The organism is Streptomyces sp. NPDC003697 (assembly GCF_053587115.1).
This window is the reverse complement of record NZ_JBSFNN010000008.1, coordinates 58,414-71,751: the sequence shown is the minus strand read 5'-3', so window position 1 is coordinate 71,751 and position 13,338 is coordinate 58,414. Positions and strand designations below refer to the sequence as shown.

At 75.6% G+C, this 13,338-nt stretch carries 10 protein-coding genes and 1 tRNA gene; 8 read left to right on the top strand and 3 right to left on the bottom strand.

The features are described 5' to 3' along the window. Positions 1–157: 157 nt before the first annotated feature. From ACWDNY_RS05410 to ACWDNY_RS05380, 7 genes are all read left to right on the top strand, one after another. Positions 158–1,150 carry a phosphatase PAP2 family protein gene (locus ACWDNY_RS05410; protein WP_451644376.1) on the top strand — a complete coding sequence of 331 codons (993 nt, stop codon included), beginning with the start codon at positions 158–160 and terminating at the stop codon, positions 1,148–1,150. Further along, positions 1,062–2,279, top strand: coding sequence for a hypothetical protein (locus tag ACWDNY_RS05405; protein ID WP_451644375.1), 1,218 nt, complete (start codon positions 1,062–1,064; stop codon positions 2,277–2,279). The genes ACWDNY_RS05410 and ACWDNY_RS05405 overlap by 89 nt, the downstream gene beginning before the upstream one ends. Then, on the top strand, positions 2,270–3,895 hold the full coding sequence (locus ACWDNY_RS05400) for a hypothetical protein (RefSeq protein ID WP_451644374.1): 1,626 nt from the start codon (positions 2,270–2,272) through the stop codon (positions 3,893–3,895). Before ACWDNY_RS05405 ends, ACWDNY_RS05400 begins: the two co-directional genes overlap by 10 nt. Further along, a complete protein-coding gene (locus ACWDNY_RS05395) occupies positions 3,892–5,277 on the top strand; it encodes an AAA domain-containing protein (RefSeq protein WP_451644373.1) in 1,386 nt (461 codons plus the stop codon). Before ACWDNY_RS05400 ends, ACWDNY_RS05395 begins: the two co-directional genes overlap by 4 nt. Positions 5,278–5,659: 382 nt before the next feature. Continuing rightward, complete coding sequence (locus tag ACWDNY_RS05390) at positions 5,660–6,025, top strand: hypothetical protein (protein ID WP_451644372.1); 366 nt, start codon at positions 5,660–5,662, stop codon at positions 6,023–6,025. 140 nt (positions 6,026–6,165) lie between these two features. After that, entirely contained in the window at positions 6,166–6,795 is a 630-nt protein-coding gene (locus tag ACWDNY_RS05385) for a hypothetical protein (RefSeq protein ID WP_451644371.1), read from the top strand. Next, positions 6,786–6,859, top strand: a tRNA-Lys gene (locus tag ACWDNY_RS05380). Before ACWDNY_RS05385 ends, ACWDNY_RS05380 begins: the two co-directional genes overlap by 10 nt. A gap of 467 nt (positions 6,860–7,326) precedes the next feature. Here ACWDNY_RS05380 and ACWDNY_RS05375 read toward each other — a convergent pair. Beyond that, the gene (locus tag ACWDNY_RS05375) at positions 7,327–8,649 is read right to left on the bottom strand and encodes a M6 family metalloprotease domain-containing protein (RefSeq protein WP_451644370.1); all 1,323 of its coding nucleotides are present in this window, start codon (positions 8,647–8,649) and stop codon (positions 7,327–7,329) included. Positions 8,650–9,245: 596 nt separating this feature from the next. Here ACWDNY_RS05375 and ACWDNY_RS05370 point away from each other — a divergent pair. Continuing rightward, positions 9,246–11,198, top strand: a complete 1,953-nt coding sequence (locus tag ACWDNY_RS05370) for a putative bifunctional diguanylate cyclase/phosphodiesterase (protein ID WP_451644369.1) — start codon at positions 9,246–9,248, stop codon at positions 11,196–11,198. 24 nt (positions 11,199–11,222) lie between these two features. On the opposite strand, the gene ACWDNY_RS05365 is transcribed toward ACWDNY_RS05370, so the two are convergent. Further along, positions 11,223–12,332, bottom strand: coding sequence for an LLM class flavin-dependent oxidoreductase (locus tag ACWDNY_RS05365; RefSeq protein WP_451644368.1), 1,110 nt, complete (start codon positions 12,330–12,332; stop codon positions 11,223–11,225). A 175-nt stretch (positions 12,333–12,507) separates the two neighbouring features. Then, on the bottom strand, positions 12,508–13,239 hold the full coding sequence (locus ACWDNY_RS05360) for a maleate cis-trans isomerase family protein (protein ID WP_451644367.1): 732 nt from the start codon (positions 13,237–13,239) through the stop codon (positions 12,508–12,510). Between the last annotated feature and the right edge of the window lie 99 nt (positions 13,240–13,338).

Sequence of the window (13,338 nt, the reverse complement as noted above, 5' to 3'; positions counted from 1 at the left end):
GACGCCATCCATCATCGCGCACTCCGTGCACGGGCAACCCGGCGGGCGGCCCCGGCGTCTTTGAGGGCCGGGGCGCCCGGCGGGGGAAGGGCGCGCGCACCGTAAGGTGGCACGTCCGACCGGGCGCCGCAGGAACAACAAGGGGGAGGGGCATCGGATGCCGCAGACCGAGGCACCGGGCATCGAGACGGCCCCGAGCACCCGGCTGCACTGGTGGACCGAGCTGCCGCTGATCGTGCTGGTGTACGCCTGCTACTCGGCGGGCCGGCTGCTGGCCCGCGGTGACGTGTCGGGCGCCGTCGACCACGGCCTGGCGATCCTGCGCGTCGAGAAGCTGCTGCGCCTGAACGCCGAGCACCCCCTCAACCGCCTGTTCACCCACGAGGCCTGGCTCGGCGTCCCGGCCGACTTCTGGTATGCGTCGCTGCACTACCTGGTGACGCCCGCCCTGCTGGTCTGGCTCTTCCGGGCGCGCAGCGCGCACTACCGCGCGGCCCGCACCTGGCTGATGACGTCGACCTTCATCGGCCTGGTCGGCTTCACTCTGCTGCCGACCTGTCCGCCCCGCCTGCTCGCGCCGGAGCACGGCTTCGTCGACACGATGGCCCAGTACAGCTCCTGGGGCTGGTGGGGCGGCGAGGCGAGCGCGCCGCGCGGTCTGGGCGGCATGACGAACCAGTACGCGGCCATGCCGAGCCTGCACGTGGGCTGGGCGCTGTGGTGCGGCGTGGTCCTGTGGCGGCACGGCGGCACGCGGGCGGCGAAGGCGGCGGGCGTCGCCTATCCGCTGCTGACCGCGATCGTGGTCATGGGCACCGCCAACCACTACCTGCTCGACGCGGTCGCCGGCGTGGCGGTGATGGCCGCAGGGCTGTTCCTGGCGCCGTACGTGACGCGCCGGCTGGCCCCCGCCGGGACGGCACTCGCCGCACGCGTCACGGCGGTCACGGGGCGCTCCGGCGGCACGGGTTCCCCGATTGTCAGTGCCGGATGCCAGACTGCGGCGGGTGAGCGAATTCCACGGCAGCGCGAGTCACGCTTCGGGTCCGGAGCCGAAGCGGGTGCCTCCCCCACGGACACGGGGGACGGCGCCCCGGACTGGGGCCTCCCCCGCTCGAGCGAGGCCGGAAGTCTGGGGCAGACTCGCTGAATTGCGCGGCCCCGGCGTACCGGCCAGGGCGCTGGACGCCCGCGCCCTCGCGGCGCTCGCCGCGAACCCGGGCTGCCGGCGGCGCGCGATCCTGGACGGCGCCGGAGTGGACAAGGCGGCGCTGGCGGGCGCGCTGGGCGCACCGTCCGCCTTCGGGCAGTCGCAGTTCGCCTTCATGCGGGGCAACGCGTTCGAGGCCCGGGTCAAGGCCGACGGCGGCGCGGAGCTGCTGCGGCTGGTGCACCGGACGGTGGACCCGGGAGCCGAGCCGCCGCTGCGGGCACACGTCCCCGACCTGACCGCCGCGGGCCCCGAGGGCCGCGCGGCCCGTACGGCGCTGGCGCTGCGCGAGGCGACGCGGAACGCGGACGGCACCGGCGCGGGCACGGGTGCGTGGACGCTGCTGGACCATCCGATGCTGGCGCTGGACGTGGCGGGCTCGCCCTCCTTCCTGGAGCCGGACGCGGTGGTGGTGCACCCCGACGGCGTGTGGACCGTCGTGGAGATCAAGTCCTTCCCGATGCTGGACGGGTCGGCGGACCCCGCGAAGGTGGGCGCGGCCGCGCGGCAGGCGGCGGTGTACGTGCTGGCGCTGGAGGACGTCGCCGCCCGTCTCGACCCCGCTGCGCGCGTGCGGCACGAGGTGCTGCTGGTGTGCCCCAAGGACTTCTCCAACCTGCCCGCCGCCTCCGCCGTCGACGTCCGCAAGCAGCGCGCGGTGACGGCCCGCCAGCTGACGCGCCTGACGCGCATCGAGGAGATCGCCGACGCCCTGCCCGAGGGGGTGTGCTTCTCCCCCGAGCTGCCCGCCGAGGAGCTGACGGCCGCCGTCGACTCGGTCCCGGCGGCCTACGCGCCCGAGTGTCTGGCCGCCTGCGAGCTGGCCTTCCACTGCCGCCGCGGCTCCCGCTCGGCCGGGGCCGTGACCGCCCTGGGCCGTTCGGCCCGCGCCGAACTGGGCGGGCTGACGACCGTCGAGGAGGTGCTGGCGGCCGCCCACGGCGAGGCGGGCGACCCGGACGACCCGGCGGTGGCGGCGCTGCGGCGGGCGGCGCGGCTGCGGGCGGAGGCGCTGTCGGCCGCCGCCGGGAACGCCCGTGCCGGGCAGGAGGTGGCCCGTTGTCCCTGATCGCCACCCTGGGCCGGCTGGAGGCGGTGCGGGCGGGGCGCGCCCAGCCCGCCGCGACCGTCCGGCACCGGCACCTGTCCGCGCGTCCCCTCGTGTTCGTGCCGCTGACCACCGCGGGCGAGGCGGGTGCCCCGCTCGGCGCCCTCGTCGGGACGGACCGGGACGCCCCGCGCCTGCTCACCGTGGAGCAGCCCCGCGACCGCGACCTCCGGTTCGCGTTCCTCGCGGATCTGGCCGAGGTCGTCCTGCCCTACGTCGACGCGCACGCGGACACCGTCGAGGCCGCCGAGCGCACCGAGACCGACCCGGAGACCGGCAAGCGGGTCAAGGTCGAGGTCGAGCTGTGCGCGGACGCGCCCCAGCTGATCGTGCCCAGCCGCGCCGGCATCGACTTCGTACGGCTGCTCGGGCGCTCCATGCGCTTCCGGCGCACCGCCGAGCAGGATCCCGAGGCCCCGTACCCGGCCCCGCCCCGGGTGCCGCTGCTGGGGCGCTGGCTGACCCACTTCGGAGAGCGGGCCCGCGTCCCCGGCTCCTCGCTGCTGCTGGCGCTGACCGACCTGCTCGCCCTGCACTGGACCACCGGCCAGTCCAGCCTGGAGGACCAGCACCTGGGCGCGCTGCTGGCGTGGATCGACCCGCCGGAGGGCGTCCCGGGGGCCGAGGCCGCGCTGCGGGCCGAGCTGGCGCGCGACGCGGACGGCCAGTTGGTGTGCCCGCCCGCGGGCCCGGCGACCGACCCGGCGTTCGACAACAAGCTGCTCGCCCCCGCCATCGAGGCGTACGACCGGGCGCGCACCGCCCTCGCCGCCGCCGAGGACGGCCTGGAGGCCGACGACCGGCTCGCCGCCCTCACCGCGGCCGAGCAAGGGGTCCGCGCGCTCGTGGAGAGCCGCACCCGCCCGACCTGGGACGCGGTGTGGGCCGGCCTCGACCTGCTGAGGGCGCTGCCCGAGGGCGCGCACGTCGAGGAGCGGTGGACCCGCGACCGCTGGTCGTTCACCGGCCACCGCGACCGCGTCCTGGCCGGTGAGCCGCCGCAGCCCCGCCGCGACGACGCGGTCACCGCCGCGAACAAGCTCGCCACGCGCGAGCGCGAGCAGGCCCGTCTGGAGGCCCAGCAGGCCTTGGACGACCCGCTGGTCATGGCCGGGCGGCGGCTCGCCGGCGAGGCCTTCGCCGGCGAGGTCACCGAGGTGGTGATGGCCTACGGCGAGGGCAAGCGGCCCAGCCCCCGCCCGCTGGTCACCGTGCGCACCGACGACCGGCCGCACCTGGCCGAGCGCGCCAGGGTGTACCGGTCGCTGGGCGGCAAGCCGCAGGCGGCCGAGTTCGTGGCGTACGAGGAGCCCGAGGCGCCCGGGGAGGGCGACGGGGACGGGGAGGGCCTGCTGGTCGTGCTGCGCGTCCTCGACAAGATGGGCCGGGGCAAGGAGCCGGAGCCCGGATCCGTGCCGGACAAGGGTGAGCGCGTCTGCTTCACGCTCTTCGAGCACGAGCAGCGCGGCGGGGCGAAACTGCCCGACCCGGAGCAGACCCCGTGGACCCACGGCGGCCCGCCGGGCGAGGCGGCGCCGGAGACCGCCGACCCGGTGACCGAGGAGGACGTGCTGTGACCGGGACCGTCCACAACGCCCGGGAGACCGCGTTCGACCCCGGTGCGGCGGCAGCTCGCGCCACCGGGGCGATCCTGCACGACACGCTGCACGGCGCGCACCGGGGCGTCGTCGTCGACTCCCCGCCCGGCGCGGGCAAGTCGACGCTCGTGGTGCGCGCCGCGCTGGAGCTCGCCGCCGCCGGGCGCCCGCTGATGGTGGTCGCGCAGACCAACGCCCAGGTGGACGACCTGGTGCTGCGGCTGGCCGGGAAGAATCCGGAGCTGCCGGTCGGGCGGCTGCACAGCAGCGACACCGACCCGTACGACAAGGCCCTCGACGCCCTGCCGAACGTCCGCAAGTCGGCGAAGGCCGCCGACCTGGCCGGTCTGGACGTCGTGCTGTCGACCGCCGCGAAGTGGGCGCACGTGAAGGTCGACGAGCCGTGGCGGCACGCGATCGTCGACGAGGCCTACCAGATGCGCTCGGACGCGCTGCTGGCCGTGGCCGGCCTGTTCGAGCGGGCGCTGTTCGTGGGCGACCCCGGTCAGCTCGACCCGTTCTCGATCGTCGGCGGCGAGCAGTGGGCGGGCCTGTCGTACGACCCGTCGGCCTCCGCCGTGACGACCCTGCTCGCGCACAACCCGGAGCTCCCCCAGCACCGGCTGCCGGTGTCGTGGCGGCTCCCGGCGTCCGCGGCGCCGCTGGTGTCCGACGCCTTCTACCCGTACACGCCGTTCCGCAGCGGCACGGGCCCCGGCGACCGGCGGCTGACCTTCGCCGTCCCGTCGGACGGTTCCGGGCCCGACCGGGTGATCGACGAGGCGGCCGCGTCCGGCTGGGGACTGCTGGAGCTGCCCGCCCGGCACACCCCGCGCACGGACCCGGAGGCGGTGCGGGCGGTGGCGGAGGTGGTCCGGCGGCTGCTGGCGCGGGGCGGCGCGGCCACCTCGGAGCCGGCCCCCGGCCGCGGCGGAGCCGGGGGGACGCCGGAGCCAGAGCCCCTGACCGCCGGCCGGATCGCCGTGGGCACCGCCCACCGCGACCAGGCGGCGGCGGTCCGCGCCGCGCTGACGGACCTCGGTGTCACGGACGTGACCGTGGACACGGCGAACCGGCTGCAGGGCCGTGAGTTCGACGTCACCGTGGTGCTGCACCCCCTTTCGGGCCGCCCCGACGCCACCGCCTTCCACCTGGAGACCGGCCGCCTGTGCGTGCTGGCCTCCCGGCACCGGCACGCGTGCATCGTGGTGTGCCGTGCCGGCGTGCGGGAACTGCTGGACGACCACCCGTCGACCGAGCCGGTGCAGCTCGGGGTGAGCGTGAAGTTCCCGGACGGCTGGGAGGCGAACCACGCCGTGCTCGCCCATCTCGCCGAGCACCGGGTGGCATGGGGCCGCTGAGTCGCGGGGAGCATCCGGGGTGGCGGGGGGCATCGGACGGGACGGCGGGAGGAGGGGCGGTCTCCCCGGGCCGGGGCTGCGGGAGAGTGCGGCGGCCGGGGGAAGGCGTCCGGAACGTGTCCGGGCGGGAACATCCGGCGGCCGGCGCGCCTCGGCACCTCGGGGACGCACGGGATGCCGGGTCGGGCCGACGGCCGGCCGGCGCGCGGAGCGCCCGGCGAGGCCGGGGAACTGTGCGGGAAGTCCCCGGGCCGGGGCGTCCGGGTGCCAGGCACCACGGCGCACGCGCGCGGCCTTCCGGCCCGTCCGCGGGACAATGGACGACGGCCCCCCGGACGGGGCGGGCCGCGCACACCGTACGAACGTACGAGGAGGAGAAGACATGGCGGAGCCCACGCCGCGTCGCAACGAACCGCGGCTACGCCCCGCGCCCCTGCTCTTCGAGCCCGCCGCGGCGGCCGCCGACCCGGAGCACTTCTTCGATCTGGAGTCGATCGACGATCCGCGCGCGCTGCTCGCCCGGGCCACGGAGCTGACGCTCGCGTTCCGGGCGGCCACCGACCGCGCGATGGAGTTCCAGGCCATGGCGGCGGCGCAGCTCGCCGACCCCCGGCGGTTCGACCGGCTGACGCCGGCGGACATCGCCGAGCGGGCCGAGTGGACCGAGGACTACGCCGAGAAGATGGTGGAGTTCGGGCGGGACCTGATGCGGGGAGCCGAGGGCGAGGGAGGCACCGGCCCCGCGTGAGCGCCGGTGCCGGACGCCGCCCGGCACCACCACCGCCCGGCATATGCCAGGCGGGCAAGATACCCCTGTCCCGCAAGCGACGTCCCGGTTTTCCGCAACCCTGCGAGAGCGAACGCTCACGGCAGGTAGACATGCCCGTCATGAGCAGCACAGGGATCGACCCGGCCGGCGACCGCCTCGCCGACGTCCGGCCGGACGCCACGGCCGTCACCGCGGACGGTGCCGCCTGGCTCGCCTCGGCGGGCGCGTACACCCGCAGCACGCTCACGTTCTGGCGGGAGCGGCCCGGGGCGCCGGTCGTCCTGCCGTGCGGTTCCGCCTTCGACGTCGTCAACGCGCCGGCGGTCTTCGGCCGCTGGATGCTGGATCTGTTGTGGGACGAGGGTCCCGGGTCCGGCCCGGTGGCCGTGCACCGGGGGCGGATACTGCTGTTCGCCGTGCCGGGCACCGCCCAGCGGCTGCCGTCGCTGCTGGAGTGGGAGGAGTGGGGCCGCCGGGGCCCGGAGGAGGGCCGGACCGAAGGCGTCCCGCCGCTGCTGTGCCACGGCAACGGCGACGCGGTGACCGTGCCGGCCGTGGCCGCCGCCCCCGGTACCGGCCGCTCGGCCTCGCGCTGGCTCGTCGCCCCGGACACCCGCCATCCCTGGCTTCCCGGCCCCGAAGTGCTGCTGTGGGCGGCCGTGCGGGCGGCCCGGTCCGCGGCGCGGATATCGATTTTTCCTCCCGCCGACCAGGGTGCTAAGGTCTACGACGTCAGCAGGCGCCGCTAGCTCAGTTGGTTAGAGCAGCTGACTCTTAATCAGCGGGTCCGGGGTTCGAGTCCCTGGCGGCGCACGATGACGAGGGCGAGGCGGGTTCGCGGAAACGCGAACCTCCTCGCCCTTGCTGTGTCCGGACATCCTGGCCCCGCGACGGGCCGGTCCCGCCCCCGCGCCCCTCTCGGCGCCGGCCGCCCGGGCCTCCTCCGGCTCGCCGCATCGTGAGGCCGGGGCGGGAGACCGGCAACCGGCCCCTCCCGCCGCAGTCCGCCGCACCGCGACCCCGGCCTGACACGACCCCGCGACCCCACGGCCTGACGCGGTCCTGCGGCTGACGCGGTCCTGCGGCTGACGCGGTCCTGCGGCTGACGCAGCCCTGCGGCCCCGCGGCTGACACGACTCGGCAGCCCAGCGAGGCCGCAGCTCGAGCGCCCAGGTGCACGCGGCCAGGTCCGCCGCCGTCAGGACCGCGGCCGCCAGGGCGGCTCCGGGTCCCCGCGCCGCCACGTCCCCGCGCCCCGCGCCCCGCGCCCCCGGCCAGGGTCAGGGAGGCGTGACGCTGACCGTGTACGCGCCCGAGGACGTGCGGTCCTCCACCTCGATCCGGATGCCGTCGCCGGGAACGGTGAAGGACTCCCCCACGGCGACCGGGGCGTCGGCCAGCGGCGGGTAGACCGAGTCCCCCCAACAGGCCTGCGTGTGCGGATGCGCGTCGATCACCTCGACCGGGCCCCCGCCGGACTGCGCCCCGCCTCGCACCCGGTACACGAGCACGCCCTGGCGGCATCCCGAGGCGTCGTTGCCCAGCGCCCCGCGCGCCTCGACGGCCAGCACCGTGTCGGGGCCGGTCCGCACCACCGCCAGCTTGGTGCCGTTCCCCGTGCCGAACGCCGGCGCCCCCGCCGCCACCGAGGCCGGGACGACCGCGTCCCGCGGGCCCACCTCCACCGGCTCCAGCGTCAGCCGCGTCGTCCCGACCCCCGGCACGCACGTCACCTGACGCGGCCCCAGCCAGCCGAGCTTCCACTTGTGCCACCCGAACAGGTCTGGCGACAGCCCGAACTGGCTGCCCATCAGGTCCCAGTCGCCGACGTGCGTGTCCCAGTCGCCCTTGCCGTCCGCGGGCCGGTGGTAGAGGTCCGGCAGGTCGAAGACGTGCCCCGTCTCGTGTGCCAGCACCAGCCGGTCCGGGGGATGGCGCTCGAACACCGTCACCACGCGCCGCAGGTCGGTGCCGTCGGCCCGCAGCGGGGTGTCCAGGTTGACCACCTTGGTCGCGTCGGAGTCGACGCCCGGCGCGTCCGGGTCGGCCACGAAGTAGACGACCTGGTACCGCGAGAAGTCCACCCGCGGGTCGGCGGCCGCGAGCGCGTCCCGCAGGTAGACGGCCCGGTCGGCCGGGTTCCAGTCGCGGTGCACGGCGTACCGGGTCGACGGCCGCGGCATCCGGATCCACTGCCGCAGCGGGTGCGGGCGCAGGGTGAAACGCCCGTACGACGCCTGCTGGAAGAACCGCGTGGTCGCGGGGAAGTGGTCGGCCGCCAGGTCCGCCGGCTTGGTGAGGGGGGCCGAGTCGGGAAAGGAGAGGAACACCATGACGGCGTCCAGCGTCCGGGTCGGCTGTGTGTAGGCGGCGTTCCAGGTGTCCAGTCCCTCCGAGTGGTGCGCGGCGGTCCGCTGCAGGGCGCACGGTGCGGGCGAGAACGGCTCGGCGACCGACGGCCCCGTCACGATCGAGGTGGCGGCGACGGCCGACAGGGTGGTGACCACGGCGGCCGTGCTGCGCAGTCGGGGCCGTGCCGCCGCGCGGCCGAGCCCCTTGAGGGCGTCACGACGGAGCGCCTTCAGGGGAAGCTGACGCGGCACGGGAACCTCCGGGTGCGGTTCGCGGGGACACCGCACCCAGCCTGTGCGACTTTGTTGGGGTACGCCCTGTTTGTCTGCACCGGAAGGGTGAGGGGCCCGAAGCGACCGGGCCGGAAGCCGATGGGACCAGCCATGACATCCGCGATGAGACCCCGAACCGCTCACGGAACGTCACAAGTGATCGGTCGTCCGAAGAACCCGTCCAGGTGCGGGCAGAACCGGTCGGCCGGAGCGGCAGCCGGCGACGAGAGGCAGGGAAGTGGCTGGAAGGCGCCCGGGGGCAGCCTCTATGATCGGCACACTTTCCTGGCACTTCGCGGCGCGGACACGGGCCGGGCAGCCGCACCACCAGGGGGCCGGCCCTGCCGACGGGACCGACACGAAGACCGAGTGCACTGCGGGAGCGAGCGGTGAGCGGAACGTCCGAGGGGCCGGCGCCCGCGGCAGGCACTTGCCCGGCGACCACCACGGAGGGTGACGTGGAGCCGCCCGGGGGTACCGGGGCCGCCGTGTCCGTGACCGGCGGGCGCGCCGCCGTCGGCGCCGGGTCCGGCCCCGCCCCGACCGGCGTACCCGCCGCTGCCCCCTTCACCGCAATGACCGAACCCGCCCCGACCGGCGTACCCGCCGCTGCCCCCTTCACCGCAATGGCCGAACCCGCCCCGGCTTCCTCGCTCGCCACGGCGCTCGCGCCGCTCCCGGCATCCGCGCTCGCCGTCTCGGCCGCTGCGGCCCCGCCCGCGTCCACCGCCGGGGCGGAGCCGGAGCGTGCGCAGACCCCGCCGTTCGGTTCGGCCTTCCGCGCGGCGCCGCTGGCGATGGCCCTCGTCGACCGCGAGGGCCTGGTCGTCAGCGCCAACGACACCCTGGGCGCACTGCTCGGCACCAGCGCCGGGGACCTCGCCGGGCGGGTGGCCGCCGACCTGGTGGACCTGACGTCCGACAGCCGCACCTGGCACGCCTACCGCGAGGTGCTGCGCGGCCGCCAGGCCAGACTGCGCTGCACCCGCCGGCTCAAACACCCCGACGGACACGCCCTGTGGGTGCAGGTCACGGTCGCGCCCCTGCCCCCCGAGCCGGGCCACGCCCCCGCCGGGGAGGAGTTCCACCAGCCGCCCCACGGCGTGCTCCTGTCCGTCGCCGACATCAGCGCCCGGCGCGAACTGCAGGCCCGTCTGCGGCACCTGCGGATGCACGACCCGGTGACCCGGCTGCCCAACCGCACGCTCTTCTTCGAGCGGCTGTCGGCCGCGCTGGAGGCGGAGGCGTACGAGCTGAGCGGAACCGGCCGGATCGGCCTGTGCTACCTGGACCTCGACGGTTTCAAGGCGGTCAACGACACCCTCGGCCACCGCGTCGGCGACCGGCTGCTGGCCGCCGTGGCCGAGCGGCTGTCCCGCTGCGCGGGCGAGGCCGGCCACGGCCGGGCCAGCGCTCCGCTGGTGGCCCGGCTCGGCGGAGACGAGTTCGCCCTGCTCGTGGAGGACTCCACCGGCACCGAACAGCTCGCCGACCTCGCCGAGTCGGTGCTCTCGGCCCTCCAGGAGCCGTTCGACGTCTCCGGCCGCCCGCTGTCCGTCTCGGCGTCGATCGGCGTGGTCGAACGCCACGCCGCCGGGACGACGGCCACCGCCCTGATGCAGGCGGCCGACACGACCCTGTACTGGGCGAAGGCGGACGGCAAGGCCCGCTGGACGCTGTTCGACCCCGAGCGCAACGCCCACCGCATGACCCGGCAGGCGCTCGCCTCCTCGCTCCGCCCCGCCGTCGAGCGCGGCGAGTTCGCCCTCGAGTACCAGCCGCTGGTCGGCATGGGCGACGGCCGGCTGCGCGGGGTGGAGGCGCTGGTCCGCTGGAACCATCCGCAGTTCGGTGTGCTGACGCCGAATCGGTTCATCCCGCTGGCGGAGGAGGACGGCTCGATCGTGCCGCTCGGCCGCTGGATCCTCGCCACCGCCTGCCGGCAGGCCCGCCGCTGGCAGCTGGACCACCCGGACGAGCCGCCCATCTTCGTCAGCGTCAATGTGGCGGTGCGTCAGGTCTGGGACTCCGACCTGGTGACGGACGTGGCGCAGGTCCTCGCGGAGACCGGGCTGCCCCCCGGTCTGCTGCAGCTGGAACTGACCGAGTCGGCGGTGATGGGCTCGGCCGGCCGGCCGCTGCAGACGCTGCGCGCGCTCAGCGACATGGGCGTCCGCATCGCCATCGACGACTTCGGCACCGGCTACTCCAACCTCGCCTACCTCAGCCGCCTTCCGGTGTCGGTGCTGAAGCTGGACGGCTCCTTCGTCCGGGGTTTCCGGTACGAGGAGCCGGACGGTACGGCCGTCCGGCCCAGCCCCGCCGACGAGGTGATCGTCGAGGCCATGGTCCAGCTCGCCCACCGGCTGGGCCTGACGGTCACCGCGGAGTGCGTGGAGACCTCCGACCAGGCCGGCCGGCTGCGCCGTATCGGCTGCGACACCGGCCAGGGCTGGCTGTACTCCCGCCCGGTGGCGGCGGACCGCATCTCGGAGCTGCTGGACGGCCGGGCCTGCCCGCGCCCGTGAGGGGAGCCGGCCGGCCTGCGCCGGTCAGTCCGTCGGGGTCGGGGAGTCCGCCCGCGGCAGGTCGTAGGCGTCCGCGAGCAGTTCGTACGAGCGCAGGCGGGCCTCGCCGCTGTGGGCGTTGGCCGTGATCATCAGCTCGTCGGCACCGGTGCGCTTCTGCAGGTCGTTCAGGCCGCTGCGGACCTCGTCCGGGGTGCCGTGGACGACGTTGGCGTTCCAGGAGGCGACGAACTCCTCCTCCATGGGGCTGTAGTCGTAGGCCTCCGCCTCCTCAGGGGTCGGCACCAGCCCGGGGCGGCCGGTGCGCAGGCGGACCATGTTCAGCGCGGCCGCCATGACCTGCCGGCGGGCCTCCTTCTCGTCGTCGGCGGCGAGGGCGGCGACACCGATCAGGGCGTAGGGGGCGTCCAGCACCTCGCTCGGCCGGAAGGACTCGCGGTAGAGGTCCAGCGCCGGGACGGTGTTCTGCGCGGAGAAGTGGTGCGCGAAGGCGAAGGGGAGGCCGAGCACACCGGCGAGCCGGGCGCTGAAGCCGGAGGAGCCGAGCAGCCAGACGGGCGGGCGGTGCGGTGACTGCACCCCGCCCGCGGCCGTCGCCTGCACCGGGCCGGGGACGGCGTGGATGCGGCGGTAGGGGTGGCCGTCGGGGAAGTCGTCGTCGAGAAAGCGCGTGAGTTCGACGAGCTGCTGGGGGAAGTCGTCGGCACTCTCGTTCAGCCGGTCCGAGCGGCGCAGCGCGGCCGCGGTCGCGCCGTCCGTGCCCGGGGCGCGGCCCAGGCCGAGGTCGACGCGGCCGGGGGCCATGGCCTCCAGCGTGCCGAACTGCTCGGCGATGACCAGGGGGGCGTGGTTGGGAAGCATGACGCCGCCCGAGCCCAGCCGTATGCGCTCGGTGTGGGCGGCGAGGTGGGCGAGGATCACGGCGGGCGAGGAGGAGGCGACGCCCGGCATGGAGTGGTGCTCGGCGACCCAGAAACGGTGGAAGCCGCGGGACTCGGCGAGACGGGACATCGCGACGCTGGTGCGCAGCGCCTCGGTGGCGGTGTGGCCCGCGCCGACGGTCACCAGGTCCAGAACGGAGAGGGGGACGGGTGCGATGCCGTGGGCTTCGCCTCGGATCTCGTTCGCCGACACGGGGTGCCTCCTGTGGTGTGACCGTGCGATGTTCTGCACGGTGACAACGGAAAACGGTCCCCTTTTTATTCCGGAGCGTCCGCGTCCCGGACGCTCCGAGGCGCCGGCCGCACCCTCGCCCCGGCCCCGGGTCCTGGCCCCCGCGGCCTTCCGCCACCGTCCCGGCGCCGCCGGGTCAGGCCTGGACGATCGGCTCCCGCGTGAACAGCGTGCCCAGGCTCGGCGCGTTGACCCGGCGATCGGTGAGGCGGAGGGCCTCCCAGACCGTGACCTGGTTCGCCGTGAGGACCGGCTTGCCCAGGTCCTTCTCCAGCGTGGGGATGTGGGACGCCGTGTGCAGGGCCGTGTCCGGCATGAGGACCGCCTCGGCCTCCGCGGTGTCCGCCGCCCGCGCCAGGGCCAGGATCTCCGCCTCGTCCCAGGCCGCGGCCTGCGCCGCCGTGGCCAGTCCGGCGCTGTGTGCGGCGACCACCTCCACGCCCCCGGCGCGCAGGAAGTCCACGAAGTGGGCGGTCACGTCCTCGGGGTACGTCGCCGCGACGGCGACCTTCCGCACGCCGATCTCCCGCGCCGCGTGCACGAAGGCGAAGGCGGTGGAGGACGCCGGCAGGCCGGCCGTGCGGGCCAGCTCGCGAACCTGCCGCTGGGCCTCCTGCCAGCCGTGGACGAAGCCGCCGCTCGTGGACGCCCACACCACCGCCTCCGCGCCGGACAGCCGCAGTCCCTCCACCGGCGCCGCCAGCCGGTCCGCGTAGCCCACGCGGCGCAGGGGGTCCACCCGGTACGTGCCCTCGCCGACGTCGACGGGGACCACGTCCGCCCGGATGTCGCTGCCCAGGAGCTGCTCGATGCGCGGATAGTCGTCCTCGGCGGAGTGGCCCGGGTAGAGGAATCCCAGTGCGGTCATGTCCAGCCTTCCTGCTGCTTTCCGGCGTGCTTCGGGCGGTAAGGGCTCCCGGCGCGGGCGCGGGTGGGCGGCGCGCCGGCCGGGTCCCTCCGGAACGGA